Genomic DNA, 22,943 nt, shown 5'->3' with positions numbered 1-22,943 from the left:
TTAGGACGAAAAGTTTTGAAATTTAGTTAAGCAAAAATTTTTCGCCATGCTTAAAATGATTATATGTTATGTAGAGTATCATGCTGTTTAGGAAAACAACTTGCGATTAACTTTATTTAGATACAATAAAAAAATATGACTAAATTTTCAAGGGCAGATTGTGATAGAGAATAGTTTTGCAATTGTTTATACACCGCTGTGTAGGGATACCAAGAATAGCTTTGATATAAATGAATTCGATTCTCAAATTGATTTTTTTAAATCAAATTACGGTGTTATTGCAATGGAGCGGGTAGTATCTACTATCACCCCCCCCCCCCCTTTGGTTTTCAATGTGATTCTTTAGAGTCTCGTCAATCTACATATTCCGCATATAAACAACATTTCAACAGATTAAAAAAAGATGAAAAATGTATAGAGTATTCTTCTACTCTTGATTCACATCAATTTCCCGCAAATTCATTTCTTTTGGACTTTAATAATGTTCGTATAGTTTATTATGTCTTAGCTATGCTATTTTGCCTACACAGCTTGACTACAACGAGTGTTTATCTCATATTGCAAAATACAATAGCACTGAAAGGGATCTTATGAACTTTAAACGAGCAAATACAAAGTTTGATGAGCTATACGAGATACGATTAGCTACGCCTAATGATATAGATAATATTATGGCATTTCTTAAAGAATATTGGGATAAGAATCACATTTTAGCAGTAAATAGAGATTTTTTTGAATATGAATTTAGAGTGGGAGATAGAGTTAATTACATTTTAGCGGTGAATAGGCAGACAGGCAAAATAGATGCGTGTGAGGGCATTTATATCTACTCAAAGGGCGATGATGACACAGAGCCTTTTGATATGTCTGGCGGTATGTTTCGCACAAGTCCAAATGCACTTTTGCCATTTTTGGGACTAGAGATTTTATATCGCAAACGCTTTATGATGAGTGTAAAAATGCGTTCCTACATTGGCATTGGTGCAAAGAAAGAGACGACCTATATTCTCACAAAAAAATATTTCAAAGATGATATGGTGGGGCGATTAGATCATTTTTATAGACTAAATGATAAAAAAGAGTATAAAATCGCTCGCATTACGCATAAGACAATACTTGATATAGAATCTAAGGATCAAGCGGAATTAGTGCTGTTTAGAGATTTTAAGCAAATGTATGAAGTATTTGATAATGAATCTTTTAAAAAGCATAACCCCTATAAATCGCCGTGGTATATCAACAAGCGATATTTTAATAATCCTGTATTTACATATAAGCTTTATGGCTTAGAATCTAGCCTTGTGCTTGTATGCAGGGAAGTGGCGTATAATGGAGCTAGGGTTCTAAGAATAGTAGATATTTTGGGTGATAGGGAGCAGTTTCATAGGGCAGGGCAGGCACTTGATATGCTTATGAAACAAAACGACTATGAATATATAGATTTATATCAAAAAAATATGGATAGAGAAGGGCTTAAAAGGGCTGGATTTGTAGAGAGATTAGAAGATGATATAAATATAATCCCAAGCTGGTTTTCACCTTATGCGGCAAAAAATATAGAGATTTATTATCATGCTTATGGGGAAAATCTCTATATGTTTAAAGCTGATGGGGATATGGATAGACCTTGTAGTGTAGATGTAGAGAATCTAGGCTATCGTTGTGTAAAACAATTAGAATCTAATAAAGATATTTCGCCTTTTTCAAAAGCTCAATATGACAAGGATATAGAATCTAGTAATTGTCATACTGAGCCTTTAGGCGAAGTATCTAATGTAGAATCTCAACAAGATTTTTCGTCTATGGCTCACGCGAAACAAGCTCTTGCCCACACTTACAAAAATGACAAGAATCTAGATTCTATAAGAATGCACCCTAAACCCTGCACCCACCCAGATTTAGCGCAAAATCTAGATTCTAAAAATCACACAGCCCACACAAGCACAACACAAAACCAAAAATCCAAAAAAGAAAGCTAATCCACAATGACACCGCTATTACAACAACTAACAATAAATCACATTCAAGCTTTAACCGCAGACGCTTACCCATACTTGTATGTGGATAGAATCACCGAGCTAAAGCCCGGAGAATATATCAAGGGCTATAAAAATGTAACCTTTAATGAGTGGTTTTTCCCCACACATTTTAAAGATGATCCAATAATGCCCGGTATGCTTCAAATAGAGGCTTTGACACAGCTTTTCACTTATGTGTTTTTAACGCTCCCGGGTAATGAGAAAAAGCCTATAAATATATTAGAAGTAGATGGTGTGAAACTTCGTCAAAGAGTAGTCCCCGGGCAAAAGCTAGAAATGGAAGTAGAGACATTAAGCTGGAAAAGAGGGATAGGTATAGGCAAGGGCAAAGGTATGGTAGAAAATAAAGTCGTGTGTGAAGGGCAGATAAAAATCTGTATGCCTGATATGTTAAAAAATATAGTCCCAAAGGAGCTAAAATGACTATGGATATACTTGAAATTCAAGAATATTTAGAAAATCGCTATCCGTTTTTGATGATAGATTCTATATTAGAGGGTGAGGCGGGAAAATATATGGTCGCTAGGAAGAATCTTAGCATTAATGAATGGTATTTTGTGGGGCATTTTCCGGATAATCCGCTTATGCCCGGAGCATTGCAGCTAGAGGCTATGTTTAATACCGCAGCATTATGCGTGATGACAATGCCAAATATGAAAGGCAAGAAGTCGGTTATCTCTAGGATTTCTAATGCGGTGTTTCACACAAGTGCCTTGCCCGGCGATGTGCTTTCTGTCCGTGCGGATTTGCTCTCTTACAAAAGAGGCGTGGGAGAGTGCAAGGCAAGTATTAGCTGTGAATCTAAGTGTATTTCTCAAGTGGATTTAACACTAGCTGTCCCGCAGGATTTAATCACATTAAAATAGGAGCAAACAAATGTCAATGTTAAAAAAACCCATAGTCGTATCAAAGGTGCATAAATATATAAAAGCATTAAAAAATAATGGTGGCAAGGTGGGCAAGACCCCTCGCTCAATCACGCTTAACTATCATAATGCTTGTAATTTTAAATGCACTTTTTGCTACTCAGAGGTAGAAAATAAATATAACAAAGAGCGTTTGGAGCTAAGTGAAATAGAGCGAATTGCAGATGAGGCACACGAGCTAGGCATTTGGGAGATTGTGCTTTTAGGTGGGGAGCTAACAATCAATAAGGAAAGTCTGCTAAAACTCATTCAGGCTTTCAAGCCAGAGAGATTCCAAATGATACTTATCACAAATGGATATTTAATTACACCGCAATATGCTAAGGATTTAGCAGAAGCTGGATTAGACGCTATGGCAGTATCAGTAAGCGGTATGAACGCAGAGGAATTTAACAGAATACGGGGGGGGGGGGGGGCGAAGTATCAAAGACGCTCACCAAAGGGCTTTAAATGCGCTTGATTATGCAAGTGAAGCTGGTATGGCGGCTTTCCCTAATGTTATTTTTGGGCATTACAACGCAAAGGATCCGGATTTATTTGCCCTGCTTGATTATGCAAAGGCTAAGGGTTATACCTCTTATCTCATTATGGCTATGCCTTTTGGCTCTTTAAAGGAGGATAGAATGACCGCAGAAGATTTTAAAATACTTGATGGGATACGCAAGAATTATGATGTGGTGTTTAATACTTGGGATATGTATGATAAGACAAAAACTAAAATTAGTGGTTGCTGGACTGTGAATAGGACATATATCACACCTCTTGGCGAAGTGCTTGTATGTCCGTATATCAATATATCTATTGGCAATATAAAAGAGCAGAGTTTAAAGGAGATTCTAGATTATGGATTTTCTATTAAATATTTTGGTGAGTTTAGCCCTATTTGCATAAGTGCGCATAATTTTAAATTTAGAGAGAAGTTTTTGCCTGAAGATAGGACTATATTCACGCCATATAAGGCAAAAGAGATTTTTAGTAAAGAGGATTATATAAGTGATTGAGTGTAAAAAAGGAATGTTTAAGTAATGTTAAAAGATAAAAATATAGTTATAACCGGCTGCAATAAAGGTATAGGTAGAGCAGCACTAGAGCTATGTGCTAAAAATGGTGCAAATATTATTGCTATGAATAGAACACAAGATTCTAACTCTCAAAAAGAATTAGAGAATCTAGCTAGAAAATATAGCGTGAATCTTGCTATGTTTTATGCTGATTTTGCTAATGAAGCAGAAGTGATGAATGCGGCTAATGAGATATTAAAGCTTAAGGTAGCACTTGATGGTATTGTTAATAATGTTGGCATTGTGGGGGAAGCACGACTTTTTTCTATGACAAAGATAGAAGAAATAAAAGAAGTGTTTCAAGTGAATTTTTTCTCTCCCCTGCTTTTAACACAACGACTTTTAAAAAATATGATACGACATAAAAATGGCTCTATTGTGAATCTTAGCTCTGTTGCCGCCCTTGATGGAATCCCGGGCTCTCTTGAATATGTCTCAAGTAAGGCTAGTCTCATTGGTGCGACTAAAAAATTAGCCAGTGAATTAGCCCCATTTCACATAAGGGTAAATGCTCTAGCCCCAAGCATTACAGATACAAATATGCCTATGCTAATGAGTGATTGTTTAAAGCAAACAACAATTCAAAATATCGCTCTAAAAAGAATGGCTACACCAAATGAAATAGCAGAGGTGATTGTATTTTTACTCTCAAGTAAAAGCAGTTTTATTAATGGGGAAGTAATACGAGTAGATGGAGGTAGGGCGTGATGAAAGAAGATTTAAGACATAGAATCTTAAATAGCAAAAAACGCATTTTGCAAATTGCGTATGATTGTCAAAAGAGTGTGCATTTAGGCGGGGCGATGTCTATTATTGATGTTCTTAGTGTGCTGTATTTGAAACATTTGAAATATGATTTTAAAAATCCAACTTGGGAATTGAGAGATAGATTCATATTAAGCAAGGGGCATTGTGCGGTAGCGCTCTATGCTGTGCTTGTGGAATGTGGCATAGTAAAGCAGAGTGAAATGGATAGCTTTATGAGTAATGATAGTGCTTTTTGCGTGCATCCTGTAATGAATGTGAATCTTGGCATAGAGGCTTCAACGGGGAGTTTGGGGCAGGGCGTGGGTTTGGCTGTTGGCATAGCAAAGGCAGCAAAGATAAAGCAACAAGACTTTCATATCTATACGCTTATTGGCGATGGCGAGAGTAATGAAGGGAGTGTGTGGGAAGTAGCGATGTTTGCAGCACATAATAAGCTAGATAATTTAACCATTATTTTAGATAAGAATAGTTGTCAAAGTGATGGATTCTCTTTCTCTGTGCTAGATATGGGGGATATGGCTAGAAAATGGGAGAGTTTTGGCTTTTATGTGGAGCAAATAAACGGACATAATATCGAGCAAATTGATAAGGCTTTAGCAAAGAAGAATCCACAAAATATGCCACGCATTATTATTTCAGAATCTATCAAAGGCAATGGCATTTCATTTATGGAGAATAAGCCAGAATGGCATCATAATAGACTTACAAAACAATTTTTTGAATTAGCCTTGCAAGAATTGGAGGTGCAAAAATGAGTGCATTTACAAGTAAAGAAGCAAAAATGCTAAGTAAAATCGGCACAAGGGCAGCTTATGGAATGCTTTTAATGGAGCTTATTGCTAAGAATGAGAATGTATTTGCCCTATCGGCGGATTTGGGAGGCTCATCAGGCTTGGGTAGAATGCGTGAAGTTATGCCACATCGCTTTATTAATACAGGCATAGCTGAACAAAGTCTTATTTCTGTATCTGCAGGATTAGCAAAAGAGGGATTAATCCCTTTTGCCTCTTCATTTGCACCATTTATAACAGGAAGATGTTTTGACTTTATCCGTATGAATCTAGGCTATATGAATCTTAATGTAAAGCTTGTGGGGCTTGGCTGTGGTGTGGGTATGGGTGAGCTTGGACACTCTCACTATGGGTGGGAAGATATAGCTTTGCTTAGAAGCATTCCAAATATGACTATTATTTCCCCAAGTGATTGCGGTATGATAAAAAAAAGTCTTTATGCAGTAGCTTTGAGACAATCGCCTACATACATACGACTTACAAATACCCTTAATGTGCCAATTGTGTATGAAGAAGATTTTGACTTTGAGATAGGCAAGGCAATTACGCTAAAAAGTGGAGATGATGTCGCTCTTATTGCCACAGGCAGTATGGTGCATACTTCTCTCAAAGTAGCAGAAATATTAGAGCAAAATGGCATAAGCTGCTCTGTCATTGATTTACATACGATTAAACCACTAGATGAAGAGGCTGTGCTTAATGCGTGCAAGTCGCATAAACTTATAGCAACAATAGAAGAGCATAGCATAATAGGTGGGCTAGGAGGTGCAATAGCAGAATTTAAAGCAAGAATAGGCTGTGATACTAGGCAAATAATCATTGGTTTGCCAGATTCTTATGGGCATACCGCTGATTATTCTTATCAGCTAGAAAAATACGGACTTTGTGCTACACAAATAGCACAAACAATACAATCTCATTTTAATTAAGGAGGCTTAAATGCAAACATACAAATCGTGCTTTATGGAAAGTTTAAATATAGGTGAAGATGAAGTAGAAGGGCTATCATATCAAGCTATTCCAGCGTGGGATAGTGTAGGACATATGGCTCTTATGGCGGCACTTGAAGAGGCTTTTAATATTGAGCTAGAAACTGATGATATTATTGATTTTAGCTCATTTGAAAAAGGCATAGAGATTCTTAAAAAATATGGTATCAATCTTAAGTAAATCCTAAAATGTTTTTTGACTTTGCAAGATTTGGCGATAGGGTCGCTGTGCTTGATGATGTGGGCAATGCTGTTACTTATAATGAGTTAGCAGAGTTTGCTTTGAGCTTAAGCAATGTGCTAGATAGGATAGAATCTAACAAAGCATTATGCGTGAATCTATGCGAAAACTCTATGGGAGCTTTAGTGGGCTATGCTTGTATGATTGAATCTTGCATTGTGCCTTTAATGGTAGATTGCAATTTAGATTCTAATACGCTAGATAAGCTTTTGCTTGATTATAGCCCAGAGTTTTTGTGGCTACCTGATAGGCTAAAGGATAGGTTTATACGCAGTGGTTTTAAAGAAGTGTTAGGGCAATATTCCTACACACTTTTGCAATCCCCCGCACTTTTGCAAACTTTAGGGCAGATTCCACAAAATGTAGGTTTATATAGTGAATTAGCCCTATTACTTAGCACATCGGGTTCTACGGGTAGCTCTAAAATGGTGCGACAAAGCTATGAAAACTTACAAAGCAATACAGAATCTATTATTCAATATTTGCATATAGACAAAACACAAAGAGCGATTTTAATCCTGCCTTTGCATTATACATTTGGCTTATCAGTGATTAATACGCATTTGTATAGCGGGGCGATGGTTTTATTAAGCGATAAATCACTTATGCAAAAGCAGCTTTGGGAGTTTATCGCAATACAAAGAGCTAGCTCAATCTCTGGTGTGCCATATACTTATGAAATGCTAAAAAAGCTAAAGTTTTTTAATATGTCTTTACCTTATCTAAAAACTATGACACAAGCAGGTGGGAAGCTCTCAATTGAGTTGCATAAAGAATTTGCTACATTTGCTAAATCTAGCAATAAAGCATTTATCGTAATGTATGGACAAACAGAAGCTACTGCTAGAATGAGCTATCTTCCAAGTGAAAAGTCAATAGAAAAATGCGGTAGCATAGGTGTAGCTATCCCTAATGGAGAGTTTTATTTGCTAGATTCTAAAGGCAATCGTATAGAGCAAGACAACACGCAAGGAGAGCTTATCTATAAGGGGAAAAATGTAGCTTTAGGTTATAGTGAAAATCGTTTCAGTTTAGCTAAAAAAGATGAGTTTGGTGGTGTGCTACACACAGGCGATATAGCACAAAGAGATAGTGAAGGCTACTACTACATAGTGGGGAGAAAGAATCGCTTTATAAAAATGTTTGGCAGAAGGATAAACCTTGATGATATAGATTCCATTATAGAAAGTGAGTTTCAAGGGCTAGAGGCAAAATCTAGCGGAGTAGATGATATGCTGTATATTTTTATCACGCAAGACAAGCACAAAGAAGTTAAAAAGCTACTTTGTGATAGGCTAAAAATAGCCCCCACAGCACTAAAGGTTAAATACATAGAATCTTTGCCAAGAAGTAGTTCTGGCAAGATACTCTACTCTGTGCTAGATGACATTGTGAAAAAAGAGTGTGGCGATGGAAAATAGTGTTATTGATTATGAAAGCATTTTTAAGCTAGATCCTTATAGCCTTTGCAAAGAAGAGAAAGAGAGTTTATTAACACAAAATATAAGAGAGCTTTGCAAGTTTCATTATAAACATTGTAATGAGTATAAAAGAATATTAGACGCACTTGGTGTTGGGAGTCTAGAATCTAATTGTCATACTGAGCCTTTAGGCGAAGTATCTAATGTAGAATCTCAACAAGATTTTTCGCCTATGGCTCACACGAAACAAGTTCTTGCCCACACCTGCAAAAATGACAAGATTCTAGAATCTACAAACTCCCTTGAAAGTGCTAAAAAGATAACGCAGAATCTAGATTCTTATTATAATGCACCATTTTTGCCCGTGCGACTATTCAAGCATTACACATTAAAAAGCATAAAAGAAAGTGAAATCATAAAAACAATGACTTCTTCTGGCACAAGTGGGCAGAGCGTATCGCAAATATTTTTAGACAAGCAAACTTCACTTAATCAAACAAAAGCACTATCAAGGATTATGCAAAGCTTTATAGGCAATAACCGAATGCCTATGATTATTATTGATAGCTCTCACTTGTTGCAAAATAGAGCTATGTTTTCTGCTAGGGGTGCTGGAGTGCTTGGATTTTCTATGTTTGCTAGGGAAAAAATCTATGCACTTGATAAGGATATGAATCTTAATGTTGCTTTGATAAGGGATTTTATAGAGAAACATAAGGGCAAAAAGATTCTGTTATTTGGCTTTACATTTATTGTGTGGCAGCATTTTTATAATGAGTTAAAAAGGTTAAATCTCTTTTTAGATTTAAAAGATTCTATTCTTATTCACGGCGGTGGTTGGAAAAAGCTTATTTCTCAAGCAGTGTCAAAAGAGCGTTTTAAAAGTGAGCTAGAAAGTGTGTGCGGTGTGAGAAAGATACACAACTACTATGGTATGGTAGAGCAAACCGGCTCTATTTATATGGAATGTGAGTGTGGAGTTTTACACACGCCTATTTTTGCAGATATTATTGTAAGAAGAGCTAGAGATTTTAGCATAGCAGATATGGGCGAAGAGGGGATTTTAGAGCTTGTATCCCTTTTGCCGCATTCATATCCGGGGCATATTATTTTAAGCGAAGATGTAGGCACAATACTTGGTGAAGACGACTGCCCTTGCGGCAGAAAGGGTAAATATTTTTCAATCAATGGGAGAATACAAAATGCTGAAATTAGAGGATGTAGCGACACCTATGAGCAAAAATAGCCTAGATTCTAACACTTCTTTGCAATGCTTGTTTCCCATCTTAGATGAGGCGGAATTTTATAAGCAATTAGATGAGCTAAAAAAGCTTCCTGCATTAAAAATTTTTGATAAGAGAGTGTGCGAATTTTTACATAAACTTTCACTTCTTATAATGAGCGATAGTGAAGCAAAAAATTATGCTGATATAATCTCATTTGGCTTTTTTATCCGCAAAGCAAATATAGAAAAACTTAAAAAAGATTATGAGGATTCTTTGCATAATAGAATGGGTAGGGGTCTAAGCTTTCATATAGCACCATCAAATGTGCCTATAAACTTTGTGTATTCTTTAGTGGCTGGGATACTCTCTGGTAATGCAAGTGTGATACGGGTATCTAGCAAATTTTTCAAACAAACAGAGATTTTATGCAGACTTTTAGAGAATCTAAGAAGTCAATATGAGATGACACAATATATAAGAATCATACAATATTCACATTCAAAAGAGATAACAGATAAACTATCATCTTTAGCTGATGTAAGAGTGATTTGGGGTGGGGATACAACGATAAATAACATACGGCAAAGCCCCATAGCACCTCGTTGCGTAGAGTTATGTTTTGCAGATAGATATTCTATAAGTGTGATAGATTCTAAATCGCTACTTAAGCTAAATAAAAGTGAATTACAAACACTGGCAGGGCATTTTTATAATGATACATATTTGTATGACCAAAATGCTTGCTCTTCCCCTAGACTTATCTTTTGGCTTAATAAGGATTATGCTAATGAAGCAAGGAATAGATTCTGGCATTATGTGTGGCTTAATATAAAAGATAGATATGAGCTTGAGAGCATTGTAGCCATAGATAAACTTATAACGCAATGTGATGTCGCCCTAAATGTAGATAATGTAAAAATAGAGCCTACACACGACAACCTTATCAGTAGAATCTATGTGCCATTGCTAGATGAAAGAGTGGAAAACTATACTTGTGCGTGTGGGAGCTTTATAGAATCTAGTGGAGATTGTATAAAAGAAGTTTTGCGTATCGTTTCTAAGCGATTTCAAACTTTGACTTATTTTGGGCTAGATTCTCAAATGATACTTGAAGAGATTGCTACGCTTGGGATTTTGGGGATTGATAGAATTGTGCCTATTGGCAAAAGTAGTGATTTTTCACTGGTATGGGACGGATATGATATTATCAACACGATGAGTAGGGTTATTGATGTGAGATAATGGGGTCTTTGGTATTTGAAATTATTTGCAAGAAAAATATATTTTATAATGATAAAAGATTGAGGCTATTATGTATTCCCCTTCGCATAGACAAGTTGACTAGTGACAATGTGTTTAATAGAACTAACGATGTGATAGTAATTTAAAAAAACAATAATACCAACTCATAACAATTTAATGCAGGTTGGCAATGAGGTTTACTAGATGCTAGCGACAAATTAAACTTTTCAAACTTAGATTATGATTTTTGCGGTATAGTAGGAAACAATAAGTGATGAGAGATAGACGATAGTGTATTATATACTAATATTAAATATTAAGAATAAAAACATCAAACACCAATAATCTAACACTAAACAATAATAAAGCCTAAGACTGGACAAGGTATTAAGTAGTAATGCAATCATTATGAAAAACACTAACTTTTAAGAGTGAGCACCTATTTGTTAATTATTTTTTTGCATTTTAAGCGTATTTTCGAATATTTTTATTATATTTTTATGTGTTTGTTGATTATATTTATAGATAGTTGTAATATTTAATTATATGTTTTTTATATTTAGGTTTTTTAGTATTTATAAAGTGAAAATGTAATATACAAACACCATACAAAAATCACACAAAAAGCTTATGTTTTACGCTGTTACTTGAATATAATTGAAAGGGTTAAAATATTGGCAATATGTGTGCAATTTGGGAATAGGTTTAGGCATTCATTCATAAAATTTCTTTTGCAGCTCTAGCAAATCTTCACTCTCATTTGCAAGGGCTTTTATGATAATCATATCATTATGTAAGCTTAGGGCAGTGTAAGTTTTAGAATCTTCTATAATGCTTTGTAGTTTCTCTACATTTATATTCTTATCATAGATTACAAAATGAAGATAATGCGTAAAAGTATGAAAAGCACAAATGCTTCTAAGATTTATAGAATCTGGCTTTAGGTTCATATTATCATAAAATATCAATGCGTTATTTTGATAGATAAAAAGCCTTTGATGAAAGTGCTTGAAAGCAAATATTTCATCTCTTGCTATGCGTCCCGCACAAAAAATCTCGCCATAATATAGCTTAGAATCTTCTTGTAAATATATTGTCGTTGTGTTTTTAAAGCTTGAGTTTGCAAAGGGAATGCAGGGAAGTGGCGTATATATGAGCAAAGCATCATTTGCAAGGTTTAGTGTCGTATTACGCATAGCAAGGCTATCTTGCGTGTTATGGATTTTCTCATAGCTTTGTGAGGTGATTTTCACTCTTGCTTGCGTGTCAATGTCAAAATTTATAGTCTGCATGTCTCCTGCCATAAGCCCTGCGGATACATTTAAAAGCATGATATTTGCCATATCATTTTCATAGAATGGGGCGATAATCTTTAAGGGCGGTGTGAAAAACATAGATTCTATAATTGTCTTTCCACTTGCCCCCTTTTTTACATGGCAGTAAAGTTTGCTTGTCTGTGCGTAGCTACTCACGCTAAATCCTCTAAAAGTGCGTATTTTTTAATCCACTTTATCACCTCATCTAATCCAACTTTAGCTTTAATATTTGTAAAGACAAAGGGCTTATCCCCTCGCATTTTTTTAGAATCTCTATCCATTACACTAAGATCTGCTCCAACATATTCTGCTAAATCAATCTTATTTATAATGAGTAAATCAGATCTTGTAATGCCCGGACCACCCTTTCTTGGTATCTTATCCCCACCTGATACATCAATCACAAAGATAGTAAAATCAGCAAGTTCTGGGCTAAAAGTAGCCGATAGATTATCCCCACCACTCTCAATAAATAGAATCTCTAAATCCTTAAATCTAGATTCCATTTCATCTACCGCACAAAGATTCATAGATGCATCTTCTCTAATTGCAGTATGGGGACAGCCGCCTGTCTCTACGCCGATTATCCTTTCTTCTGGCAGGACAGAGTTTTTACACATAAAGTTTGCGTCTTCTTTTGTGTAAATATCATTTGTTATAACCGCAAGTGAATAATCCTTACTCATAAGCCTTGTAAGACTTTCAATCAAAGCGGTTTTACCACTGCCCACCGGACCACAGATTCCAATCTTTACCATATTTATCCTTTTAAATTATGACATATAAAGTCTTGAGTGCAAACTCTCATGTAGCATACCCTGCATATCATTATGCACGAAAGCATTGCAAAACTCATCTTCACTTAATTCTAGAATCTTTTCATAAATAGTGTTAAAATCTGCGTGAAGTCTTGCAAGTATTGCCTGTCCATCATATTGAGATAAGGGGATAAGCTTCACGCAATTTGTAAGGGTATTTGAGATTTGTGCGTAAGCGTAATGCTGTATTGACTTCTTGCAACTAATAGCCATTGCTTTACAAAATACCGCATAAGCGCTTTGATGTGTAGAATATATGGAATCTTTTATATATGCTTTAAAAAATGGGGGTAAATCTAGCTTCATAGATTCTAAAGTTTTAATGAAAATTAAGCCAATTTTTTGCATACCTTCCCTTGTTTCTCTTGCTGGGATTGAGGCATTCATTAAAGATTCTATATTGAGTATAGATTCTAAAGTTTTGCTTTCATAGATTAGCTTTATAGCGAGTAAATCTGTATAAAGCATTTGTGTGTAAAGCAGAGTGTGTAAATAATTATAGGCTTCATCTTTATTTGTGATTAAGCCCTTTTGCACATAGGTCTCTAGCCCAAAAGACTGCGTATAACTACCGATAGGAAATGCCGAGTCATTAATCTGTAAAAGTAAAAAATCCATGTTTTAATATCCTTCTACCTTATTAGATTCTGTTTAGAATCTTTTATAAAATCTTATGCTTAATTTTGCTTAAAAGATTCTAAACAATAGCCTATCTACTATTCACTATCACTTTAAAATCATTTGCAATTTTAAGACTTGGTTCTGGGGCTATGAGACTTGCTTGTAGTCTATCTTTAGAATCTAGTATGCCCTCTTCTTCTTTATAGAATATGTTGTATCTATCAAGCAATCTTTGCAGTGGTAACTCAAAAGGTGTGCGAAAATGAAACGCATTCTCTCCAAGGAATAAAGGCAAATGATAGTTACCTATCTCATAGCAAAGTCTAGCTATCTCTAGCTCTGTTTTTGCGTATATATTTAGAATATGTGTCGGCAAAATAGAAATTGCGATTATACTTTTTTCATCTCTAAAGACAATATCGCCATGATTTAGCCCGATACTTAGGGGCTTCTCAAACTTTAGGGCAATATCAATTCCGGTTTGTGAAGTGTATCTTGCGATTCTTTTTCTTGTGTTAAACCACTCAATATTTATAGAATCTACTTGTATATCAGTCTCTTTAATATCTCTTAGATTCCCTAAAATCTTTGTAACAATCACTACATGCTCCAAATACCCATGAAAAATAGCCAAGCAGGTATCCACGCTGTAACAATGCCCTCAAAAATAGCAAGATAAGGCACAAACTTTAACTCAATCTTTAAAACACACTCAATAAAGCCAGTGAGCCACAAGACTCCCCATGCAAGCCAAATGGCAGTAAATGAGATATGCACGACATCATCTTTATAACTCAAATATGCCGCTGGAATGGAGTTTATCGCGACAAATAGGCTATACCAGCCAAACGCTCTTGTATCAAGATTAAAAAGATTATTAGCAGCGACAAATAAATAAGTAAAGCCAAATAATAAGCCGGTCGCTGCTGCATAAAAATCACTTTTATCATTATTAAAATCACCATGTATAATGGCTATAACATTAATAATAACAGAGAGTAAGCCTACAAAGATATTCATAATAGAAGCACTCTTGCTATCGATATTGCTAAGCCTACAGATTCCATTATTAATAAGCACAATGGCTACATAAAGCAATACAATTTCTAGCATTTACACACCTTTTACTAAAAGAGAGTGTAAAGCTGCCCTAAGGACACTTTACTAATGGGTTTTGAAGTGATTTTTACTCCATTTACCTTTACTTCATAGGTTTCAGAATCTACTTCTATTTTTTCTACCACATCATTATATTTCATATCTTTTTTTGTGATATTTCTACAATTTTTTACGGGTAGAATATTTCTTTCTATCCCATATTTTTCTTTAATATTAGAATCAAATGCTACTTTTGATACAAAGGTAAATCCACAATCATATCTCGCACTCCCCACACTACCAAACATATCTGCATAGACTATTGGTTGTGGTGTTGGGATTGAAGCGTTGCTATCACCTATTTTTGCTGCGACAATCATGCCATTTTTAAGAATCATTTCAGGTTTCACACCAAACATACTAGGCTTCCAAATCACTAAATCAGCGATTTTACCTATCTCAACAGAGCCGACATAATCTGCAATGCCATGTGCTATCGCTGGATTTATGGTATATTTTGCGATATAGCGTTTGATTCTAAAGTTATCATTATCGCCCCTTTCTTCTTTTAATGCCCCAAACTCTCTTTTACACTTATCAGCTGTCTGCCAAGTCCTAATAATGACTTCGCCAACTCTACCCATAGCTTGTGAATCAGAGCTTGTGATAGAAAAGATTCCCATGTCATGTAGGGTATCTTCCGCAGCGATTGTCTCAGGGCGGATTCTAGAATCTGCGAAAGCCACATCTTCTTTAATATTTTTATCTAAATGATGGCACACCATAAGCATGTCTAAATGCTCATCAGCAGTATTTGTCGTAAAGGGAATCGTAGGATTTGTTGAAGCGGGTAATACATGGAGTTCCCCTGCTGCTTTGATAATATCAGGGGCATGTCCGCCACCTGCACCTTCTGTGTGAAAAGTGTGTATCGTTCTGCCATTAATTGCTTGCAAAGTGTCTTCCATGCAACCAGCCTCATTGAGTGTGTCAGTATGGATAGCGATTTGGACATCATATTTATCTGCAATATTTAGCGCATGATTAATCGCTGCGGGTGTTGAACCCCAATCTTCATGCACCTTTAAGCCCAAAGCCCCAGATTCTATCTGCTTACTCAAAGCATTTTCATTCGAGCTATTACCCTTACCAAAAAAGCCAAAATTCATAGCATAATGCTGTGTCGCCCTAATCATCTCACGCATGTGCCAACTCCCCGGCGTGCAAGTCGTCGCACTAGTCCCAGCCGCAGGACCAGTCCCACCACCAATCATAGTGGTAACGCCGCTATATAAAGCCGTTGGAATCTGTGTAGGTGAAATATAGTGGATATGCGTATCAATGCCACCAGCAGTAACGATTAGTCCCTCACCAGCTATTACTTCTGTATTTGTGCCAACAATAAGTTTATCACATACACCATCTTGTGTGTCTTTATTCCCCGCTTTTCCAATGCCAAAAATCTTTCCATTTTTTATGCCTATATCTGCTTTATAGATTCCAGTGTAATCTATAATAACTGCATTTGTGATTACAGAATCTAGCTCATTTTCACTATTGCTTACAGATTGTGCCATACCATCTCTTATAGTCTTGCCACCGCCAAACTTAATCTCTTCTCCATATATCGCATAATCTTTTTCAATCTCTGCGAATAATTCTGTATCGCTTAGTCTTATCTTATCACCTGTTGTTGGTCCATACATTGAGACATACTCTTGTCTATTTATCTTTGTCATGTTTTTCCTTTCTTATGGTTTAATTTTAAAGTCTTATTAGAATCTTTAGCTTTATTGTTGCGTTAAAGTCTCTATTAGTATTGAAACTTCCCTTTATGTGAAATACAGATTCTAACATTTACATTTCACAAAATGAAGTTTTTTACCTTAGTTTGCTATGTTGTAGCTTTTATGCCGAAACCCTCTTTATAAAACAAATATTTCGCACTTCACACTCAATATGACAAATGAGACTTTTTATTTTAACTTGTCGTATTGGTTTGTCATGTTGAAGCACTCCGATGCCGAAACATCTCTTTCTATAAAAAGACTTTTCATAAACCAATACAACATAACAAAACTTTTAACACCTGCATATTCAATAACAAAATAAAGTCTTGCCACTTCACTTAATACAACAAAACCCTATTATTGTTTAAAAGAATAATCACCCTAACTCAATCTATAAAACCCTTATTTCTCGCATTATCTAAGGCTTGTTGCTTATTGACTTCACTTATTTGCCCATTGACTAAGTCATTAAATCCATATAATCTTTCATTCCCACCAAAGCTAATGAGATTTACACTCTTAGTCTCTCCGGGCTCAAATCTCACGGAAGTCCCAGACGCAATATCAAGCCTTTTGCCATAAGCCATCTCTCTATCAAACACTAAGAGTTTATTTGTCTCAAAAAAGTGAAAATGTGAGCCTACTTGTATAGGTCTATCGCCCTTATTTGTAACCTTAATGCTGATAGAATCTTTATTTGCATTCAACACAATCTCTTCATCTTTTAGGATAAACTCACCCGGTTTTAGTTTGCCGCTATCTTCAATAGGATTATGAATCGTAACAAGCTTTGTGCCATCAGGGAAACTCACCTCAACTTGCACATCATGTATCATATTTGCCACACCTTCCATCACATCATCTGCTTTTAAAAGCGTCCTTCCTAACTGCATGAGTTCAGCGACACTTTTTTTGCCCTCTCTAGCGTGTTCCATAATCTCCATGGAAATATAGGCAATAGATTCTACATAATTTAGCTTTATGCCTTTATCTTTGCGACTCTTTGCCAAAGTCCCAGCATAATGCAACATCATCTTATCTAACTCTCTTGGGGTTAATCTCATGAATATTCCTTTATGAAATGTAAAAATAAGTATTTACACTATAAGTATAAACAAAATAGTAACATGCTTTATAGTTTGTTATTTTTGCGGTGAAATATCTCACTTGTAGATTTTTAACCACTATTTGTTTCACAATATTCTTATGAAAATAACAAAGCTTATCAAAAATTAATATTTTAATATTACTAAAAGTAAAAATTAATCTTATTATGCTATTATTGCAAATCATATAAAATTGAATATGGAGTTTATTTTGCAAGGTATTATGGAGTTTTTGAAAATCTATCTTGATCCGCTTGTATTTAGTATTTTGGGTTTTATGGCATTGCTTGTTGTGTATTTTAGTATTGAAAGATTTATGTTTTTTACTCGTTTGCAGTTTGAGAAATACACCGATGTGAAAGAGTTAGAAGAAGATGTGAGTAAAAATCTCACACTTTTATATATCGTGTATTCTAATGCGCCTTATGTTGGGCTTTTAGGCACGGTGGTAGGCATTATGATTGTGTTTTATGATATGGGTGGTAGTGGCAACATTGATGTAAAAAGCATAACACTTGGGCTATCTATGGCATTGAAAGCAACAGCACTTGGGCTTGTAGTCGCCATTCCTACTTTAATGATTTATAATGCGTTTTTGCGTGTGGCAGACACAAAGGTAAATCGCTTCAAGATTCTAAATAAGAAACATGCAGACTAAAGGGAATTATTATGAAAATTAAACGCGGAGATGGATTAAATATTGTCCCTTTTATCGACATTATGCTTGTCCTACTCGCACTTGTATTATCAATCTCTACCTTTGTTTCACAAGGAAAAATAAAAGTGGAAGTGCCAAATGCAAGCAGCACAGAACAGGAAAAAAAAGATGATAAAAAACCCATTGTAATTGTAGTTAATGCGGACAATAATATATATGTAGATGATAAGGAAATAAATATAGATGACTTTGAATCTTTTATAAGCACGATACCAAATGATTCTATGGTGCATTTTAAAGGTGACAAGAATTCTAGTCTTGAGCGATTAGTGTTTGTGATAGACCAGCTCACAAAAAAGGGGCATAATCATGATAAATTTAGAATCGATACGCAGCGTAATTAAGAATCCAAGCTTTTATGGTGTTGCATTCGCATTTATAGGTGCGGTGGGAATCTTTAGTTATAGCATATATAGCAATGTGAATGTATTTAAAGAAAAAGAAGATGGCGACCAGTTTATAACCATTCAGCTTTCAGCCTTTGCCCCTCCAAGCAAAGACCCCATAGCAGAGAGAGTAGAGCAGCCAAAAAAGGTGCATAAGCCACAAATACACAAACCAAAAAAAGAGATGATACAAGCCCCGCCAAAGCCAGAACCTACGCCATTACAAGCTATGGAAGAGCCACAAAAAGAGGTTGCAGAAAAGATTCCAGAATCCCCAAAAGAAGTAGCACAAGAGACAGAGGCGACAAAAGCCACTACGACAGCAAAGCCTAATAATGAAGCATTCGCACAAGAAAATATCAAGATTATGCGTTTCTCTGATGGCAATGAAAACGAGTTTCTGCAAGCCATACATCGTGCGGTAGAGAAGCGACACATCTATCCGCCGCTTGCATTGCAAAGGGGGTATGAAGGAGAGGTGCTTGTAAAATTCTATATCGATATAAATGGAAAGGTTTCTCACTTTGAGATTGTAAGGCGTTCACCACATGCTTTGCTTGATAAAGCCGCGATTAAGACCTTAAAAAGAGCGTGTAAGCATTTCCCAAAACCAGATGAAAATGTATATGTTGAGATTCCAATTGTTTATAATTTACAGAGAGGATAGCGGAATATGTGATATTGTGTTGCATAAGTTTCCGGATATTTCGCCTTTATGTAAATAAACTAAAAGCCCTATAAATAAAATATAAATTTTTATATTTTTTTACTCTTTATTGCATAACTTTGGGTTACAATATGCGTTTATGCTTAGTTTGAAAGGAGATATTATGCAATCCGTTGATAATAAAGAGATAATTGAGGCAAGTTTGTCCTTAGCAAAGACATTGCAGCACAAAATCAATAGTGATTTAAGTTGTAAAGAGAAAAGATTCCGTAAAAAGATGATGAAAATGCTTGAAAATCCAAGCAGTAAGGTCATGCTTATTGAGTTGCTTGATAGAAGTTTTCGCTCAAAAGATAATGAAATGGCACACGAACTCATCTCGCATACTTTGCAGAAATATGGGATTGCTGATTTTTTCTCTTCGTTTGAAAAGGTATTGTTGCAGCTATTTTTGGGTGTGGGTAAGAGTATGCCATGTGTGAGTGTGCCTTTTTTCATAAAGAATCTAAAAAAAGACACAAAAGCTATGGTGCTAGATGCCTCGCCCATTGCCCTGAAAAAACATGCAGATAAAAGGGCTAGTGAAAACATTGGCTTAAATGTGAATCTAATCGGTGAAGAGGTGCTTGGGAATCTAGAGTCAAACTATCGTTTGCAAAAGTATGAAGACGCTCTAAACTCAAACTACATTAATTATATCTCTATCAAAATTACAACTATTTTTTCTCAAATCAATATCCTAGATTTTGAATACTCAAAGCGTGAGATAGTAGCAAGGCTTGATAAGCTCTATGGCATTGCAGAAGAAAAGCAAAAGGCAGGGATTTCAAAGTTTATTAATCTTGATATGGAAGAGTTTAAGGACTTGGAACTCACGGTGGCAGCCTTTATGGAATCTCTTGCGAAGTTTGATATTAAAGCTGGGATTGTATTACAAGCGTATTTACCAGATTCTTATGAATATCTAAAAACTTTAGTAGCCTTTTCTAAAGCGAGAGTAGAGAGTGGTAAGCCCCCGATTAAGATTCGCATTGTAAAAGGTGCGAATATGGAGGCTGAAGAGACTATTGCAAGCGTGAAAGGTTGGGAACTGCCGACATTTAGACAAAAGGTTGATACAGATTCTAACTACAATAAAATGCTTGATTATATCCTGCAAGATTCCAATTTTAAATACATTGATATAGGTATCGCATCGCATAATATCTTTCAAATCGCTTATGCAATGACAAGGATAAATAGAGCAGGGGCGCAAGATAGCTTTACTTTTGAAATGCTTGAGGGTATGAACTTAAAAGCAAGTTTTGAGGTAGCTTCAAGAAATAAGCTTATTTTATACGCCCCGGTATGCGATGATGCGCATTTTAATAATGCTATTGCATATCTTGTAAGGCGACTTGATGAAAATACAGGTAAAGATAACTTTATGCGTTATGCCTTTGATTTAGAGATTGATTCTATTGCGTGGAAACAGCAGGAACAAATCTTTTTACAATCAATCGAGGGTATAAAAAGCGTGCAAGAGACAAGCTATAGGCAGCAAAATAGACTTAAAGCCCCATTTACACAAAAAGCAAATCTTGCTTCTTTCTTTAACGAGCCTGATACTAACTTTATATTGAAACCAAATAGAGAATGGGCGGAGGCGATTAAGACAAAGTGGCTAAATACAGAATCTATTGAGGTTACACCAATAATTGGCGAGAAAACTCCAAAAGACAATAAAAGAGAGATTAAGCAAAAAGGCGGCGATAAAGTCATTGCTAATGTGTATTTAGCAAATAAGGATAGCTTAAAAGCGGCTATGGCGTATGTAAAACAAGCACAAAATATACTAAGCTATGAAAAGCTTGGCGAGATTTTGTTGAAAACTGCAGAGATTGTAGCAGAAAGGCGTAATGATTTAATCGGTATAGCAGCCCTTGAAGTGGGTAAAACTTTCGCAGAGACTGATGCTGAGGTAAGTGAGGCGATAGATTTTCTTAGATTCTATCCGCATAGCATGTATAAATTGCTAGAAACACATAAAGATTTTATGCTAAAGCCAAAGGGCGTTGGCGTAGTGATTACGCCGTGGAATTTCCCCGTTGCTATTTCTGTTGGTGGCATTGCTGCTAGTCTTGCTAGTGGGAATAGAGTGATTTATAAACCATCTAATATTTCTGCTGTTACAGGCAGTATATTAACGCAGTGTTTTTATGATGCGGGACTGCCTAAAGATTATCTTGTATTCTTACCTGCAAGTGGCAAGGATGTAAATGAGATTCTATTAAAAGAAGCGGATTTTGCGATTCTAACAGGTGGGGAAGATACGGCTTATGAGATTTTAAAAGAGAATCCAACCCTATTTTTAAGCGCTGAGACAGGCGGTAAAAATGCGACTATTGTAAGCAAAATGGCAGATAGAGACCAAGCAGTAAAAAACATTATCCATTCAGCTTTTTCTAACTCTGGGCAGAAATGCAGTGCTACTTCTTTACTCATACTTGAAGAGGAAGTGTATAAAGATGAGCAGTTTAAACGCACATTGATTGATGCGGCAAATAGCCTTCATGTTGGGAATCCATTTGATTTTAAGAATAAGTTAGGGTATCTAAGCAGCACTATTGATGAGAAAGTAAAGCAGGGCTTAGAGTTAGAGCAAGGTGAAGAGTGGGTATTAGCCCCAAGTTTTGAAGATGAGAATCCCTATGCAATGCGACCATGTATTAAATATGGTGTAAAAGAGGGTAGCTACTCACATAAGAGTGAATTTTTCACGCCGATTTTATCAGTTATATGTGCGAAAGATTTAGAGCATGCCATAGATATTGCAAACTCTACTGGATATGGTTTAACAAGCGGTTTTGAATCTCTTGATGAAAGAGAATGGGACTATTATCTAAAGCACATTGAAGCAGGGAATCTTTATATTAATAAATCTACAACAGGGGCGATTGTCCTGCGGCAGCCATTTGGTGGGATTAAAAAGTCAGCAGTTGGCTTTGGCAGAAAGGCTGGAAGTTATAACTATGTGGCACAATTTGTAGATATTATCCCTAATAACACACAAGAAAACACAAATTTCAATATAGGGCATAGCTTTATTGATAGTATGCAATATCTTATTAATATTACGCAAGATGAGGGCATAAAAAATGAGTTAAAGGCGTTTTTACAAACTGCAAAAAGCTATGCGTATTTCCATGAAAATGAGTTTTTACAAAAAAGAGATTTCGTGCATATAAGGGGAGAAGACAATCTCTTTTACTATGTGCCGGTAAAATCAGTCATTTATCGTGTTAGAAAAGAAGATTCTCTAAGTGATATTTTAAGCATTATTGCTAGCACTCAGTTAATTAATGCAAGGCTTACCATTAGCCTTAAAGCCACAGAAATGAGTGAAAATTTAGGCTTTGTGCTAGAGCATATAAAAACATTGCGGCTAAAAAATATTACTATTGAGTATCAAAGCCTAGAGCAGTTTATTGAGAGTGCAGGGGAGTATGATCTTATCCGCTATCTTGCCGCACCCAATACAAAGAATCTTGTACATAAAGAGCTAATAGGGCAGGGCAGGGCGAAAGGAAAGTTAATCGCATATCATAAGCCCTATGCAAATGGATATTTTGAGCTTTTATACTATCACACAGAGCGTGCCGCAAGCATTGCATTCCATAGATATGGGAATCTTGGTAGAAGAGCATTGCAAGGTAATAAATAGATTCTATATATAAGGG

The 22,943-nt window shown here is 35.8% G+C and carries 24 protein-coding genes; 17 read left to right on the top strand and 7 right to left on the bottom strand.

The window, feature by feature from the left end; genetic code table 11:
• The first annotated feature begins 160 nt into the window (after positions 1-160).
• From T368_RS0100615 to T368_RS0100555, 13 genes are all read left to right on the top strand, one after another.
• On the top strand, positions 161-346 hold the full coding sequence (locus T368_RS0100615) for a hypothetical protein (protein WP_027338230.1): 186 nt from the start codon (positions 161-163) through the stop codon (positions 344-346).
• Positions 347-590: 244 nt separating this feature from the next.
• Positions 591-1,979 carry a hypothetical protein gene (locus T368_RS0100610; protein WP_004088083.1) on the top strand — a complete coding sequence of 463 codons (1,389 nt, stop codon included), beginning with the start codon at positions 591-593 and terminating at the stop codon, positions 1,977-1,979.
• A 6-nt stretch (positions 1,980-1,985) separates the two neighbouring features.
• Positions 1,986-2,462: a 3-hydroxyacyl-ACP dehydratase FabZ gene (fabZ, locus tag T368_RS0100605; protein WP_004088082.1), complete on the top strand. Its 477-nt coding sequence runs from the start codon at positions 1,986-1,988 to the stop codon at positions 2,460-2,462.
• Positions 2,459-2,905 (top strand): 3-hydroxyacyl-ACP dehydratase FabZ, encoded by a 447-nt coding sequence (fabZ, locus tag T368_RS0100600; RefSeq protein ID WP_004088081.1) that lies wholly within the window; start codon positions 2,459-2,461, stop codon positions 2,903-2,905. Before fabZ (T368_RS0100605) ends, fabZ (T368_RS0100600) begins: the two co-directional genes overlap by 4 nt.
• Before the next feature lie 10 nt (positions 2,906-2,915).
• Positions 2,916-3,425 (top strand): radical SAM protein, encoded by a 510-nt coding sequence (locus tag T368_RS12855; protein WP_080695781.1) that lies wholly within the window; start codon positions 2,916-2,918, stop codon positions 3,423-3,425.
• A 19-nt stretch (positions 3,426-3,444) separates the two neighbouring features.
• A complete protein-coding gene (locus T368_RS0100590) occupies positions 3,445-3,966 on the top strand; it encodes an SPASM domain-containing protein (RefSeq protein WP_004088079.1) in 522 nt (173 codons plus the stop codon).
• Between the two features lie 24 nt (positions 3,967-3,990).
• Positions 3,991-4,734, top strand: a complete 744-nt coding sequence (locus T368_RS0100585; RefSeq protein ID WP_004088077.1) for an SDR family NAD(P)-dependent oxidoreductase — start codon at positions 3,991-3,993, stop codon at positions 4,732-4,734.
• Positions 4,734-5,549, top strand: coding sequence for a transketolase (locus T368_RS0100580; protein WP_004088075.1), 816 nt, complete (start codon positions 4,734-4,736; stop codon positions 5,547-5,549). Before T368_RS0100585 ends, T368_RS0100580 begins: the two co-directional genes overlap by 1 nt.
• A complete protein-coding gene (locus T368_RS0100575; RefSeq protein WP_004088073.1) occupies positions 5,546-6,514 on the top strand; it encodes a transketolase family protein in 969 nt (322 codons plus the stop codon). Before T368_RS0100580 ends, T368_RS0100575 begins: the two co-directional genes overlap by 4 nt.
• Before the next feature lie 10 nt (positions 6,515-6,524).
• Positions 6,525-6,755 carry an acyl carrier protein gene (locus T368_RS0100570; RefSeq protein WP_004088070.1) on the top strand — a complete coding sequence of 77 codons (231 nt, stop codon included), beginning with the start codon at positions 6,525-6,527 and terminating at the stop codon, positions 6,753-6,755.
• Between the two features lie 8 nt (positions 6,756-6,763).
• A complete protein-coding gene (locus T368_RS0100565) occupies positions 6,764-8,236 on the top strand; it encodes an AMP-binding protein (protein WP_004088067.1) in 1,473 nt (490 codons plus the stop codon).
• Positions 8,226-9,482: a LuxE/PaaK family acyltransferase gene (locus T368_RS0100560; RefSeq protein ID WP_004088065.1), complete on the top strand. Its 1,257-nt coding sequence runs from the start codon at positions 8,226-8,228 to the stop codon at positions 9,480-9,482. Before T368_RS0100565 ends, T368_RS0100560 begins: the two co-directional genes overlap by 11 nt.
• A complete protein-coding gene (locus T368_RS0100555) occupies positions 9,439-10,704 on the top strand; it encodes an acyl-CoA reductase (protein ID WP_004088063.1) in 1,266 nt (421 codons plus the stop codon). The genes T368_RS0100560 and T368_RS0100555 overlap by 44 nt, the downstream gene beginning before the upstream one ends.
• A gap of 713 nt (positions 10,705-11,417) precedes the next feature.
• Here the strand turns inward: T368_RS0100555 and T368_RS0100550 are convergent.
• The 7 genes from T368_RS0100550 to ureA all read right to left on the bottom strand — a co-directional run bounded on the left by T368_RS0100550 (position 11,418) and on the right by ureA (position 17,411).
• Positions 11,418-12,176, bottom strand: coding sequence for an urease accessory protein UreD (locus tag T368_RS0100550; RefSeq protein WP_004088062.1), 759 nt, complete (start codon positions 12,174-12,176; stop codon positions 11,418-11,420).
• Positions 12,173-12,778, bottom strand: coding sequence for an urease accessory protein UreG (gene ureG, locus T368_RS0100545; RefSeq protein WP_004088061.1), 606 nt, complete (start codon positions 12,776-12,778; stop codon positions 12,173-12,175). The genes T368_RS0100550 and ureG overlap by 4 nt, the downstream gene beginning before the upstream one ends.
• Positions 12,779-12,793: 15 nt before the next feature.
• Positions 12,794-13,456 (bottom strand): urease accessory protein UreF, encoded by a 663-nt coding sequence (locus tag T368_RS0100540; protein ID WP_004088060.1) that lies wholly within the window; start codon positions 13,454-13,456, stop codon positions 12,794-12,796.
• A gap of 91 nt (positions 13,457-13,547) precedes the next feature.
• The gene (locus T368_RS0100535; RefSeq protein WP_230455657.1) at positions 13,548-14,093 is read right to left on the bottom strand and encodes an urease accessory protein UreE; all 546 of its coding nucleotides are present in this window, start codon (positions 14,091-14,093) and stop codon (positions 13,548-13,550) included.
• Positions 14,060-14,572 (bottom strand): AmiS/UreI family transporter, encoded by a 513-nt coding sequence (locus tag T368_RS0100530; protein ID WP_004088058.1) that lies wholly within the window; start codon positions 14,570-14,572, stop codon positions 14,060-14,062. Before T368_RS0100530 ends, T368_RS0100535 begins: the two co-directional genes overlap by 34 nt.
• A 14-nt stretch (positions 14,573-14,586) precedes the next feature.
• On the bottom strand, positions 14,587-16,296 hold the full coding sequence (ureB, locus tag T368_RS0100525) for an urease subunit beta (RefSeq protein ID WP_004088057.1): 1,710 nt from the start codon (positions 16,294-16,296) through the stop codon (positions 14,587-14,589).
• Between the two features lie 437 nt (positions 16,297-16,733).
• The gene (ureA, locus tag T368_RS0100520; protein WP_004088055.1) at positions 16,734-17,411 is read right to left on the bottom strand and encodes an urease subunit alpha; all 678 of its coding nucleotides are present in this window, start codon (positions 17,409-17,411) and stop codon (positions 16,734-16,736) included.
• 265 nt (positions 17,412-17,676) lie between these two features.
• On the opposite strand from ureA, the gene exbB reads away from it, so the two are divergent.
• The 4 genes from exbB to T368_RS0100500 all read left to right on the top strand — a co-directional run bounded on the left by exbB (position 17,677) and on the right by T368_RS0100500 (position 22,927).
• Positions 17,677-18,111 (top strand): TonB-system energizer ExbB, encoded by a 435-nt coding sequence (exbB, locus tag T368_RS0100515; RefSeq protein ID WP_027338229.1) that lies wholly within the window; start codon positions 17,677-17,679, stop codon positions 18,109-18,111.
• 11 nt (positions 18,112-18,122) lie between these two features.
• Entirely contained in the window at positions 18,123-18,515 is a 393-nt protein-coding gene (gene exbD / locus T368_RS0100510) for a TonB system transport protein ExbD (protein WP_004088051.1), read from the top strand.
• Positions 18,481-19,224, top strand: coding sequence for an energy transducer TonB (locus tag T368_RS0100505; protein ID WP_004088049.1), 744 nt, complete (start codon positions 18,481-18,483; stop codon positions 19,222-19,224). The genes exbD and T368_RS0100505 overlap by 35 nt, the downstream gene beginning before the upstream one ends.
• A gap of 187 nt (positions 19,225-19,411) precedes the next feature.
• A complete protein-coding gene (locus T368_RS0100500) occupies positions 19,412-22,927 on the top strand; it encodes a bifunctional proline dehydrogenase/L-glutamate gamma-semialdehyde dehydrogenase (RefSeq protein WP_027338228.1) in 3,516 nt (1,171 codons plus the stop codon).
• Positions 22,928-22,943 lie beyond the last annotated feature (16 nt).

Origin of the sequence: Helicobacter bilis ATCC 51630 (genome assembly GCF_000686565.1) — a bacterium.
Classification (GTDB): domain Bacteria; phylum Campylobacterota; class Campylobacteria; order Campylobacterales; family Helicobacteraceae; genus Helicobacter_A; species Helicobacter_A bilis.
This window is presented reverse-complemented; position numbering and strand designations above follow the sequence as displayed.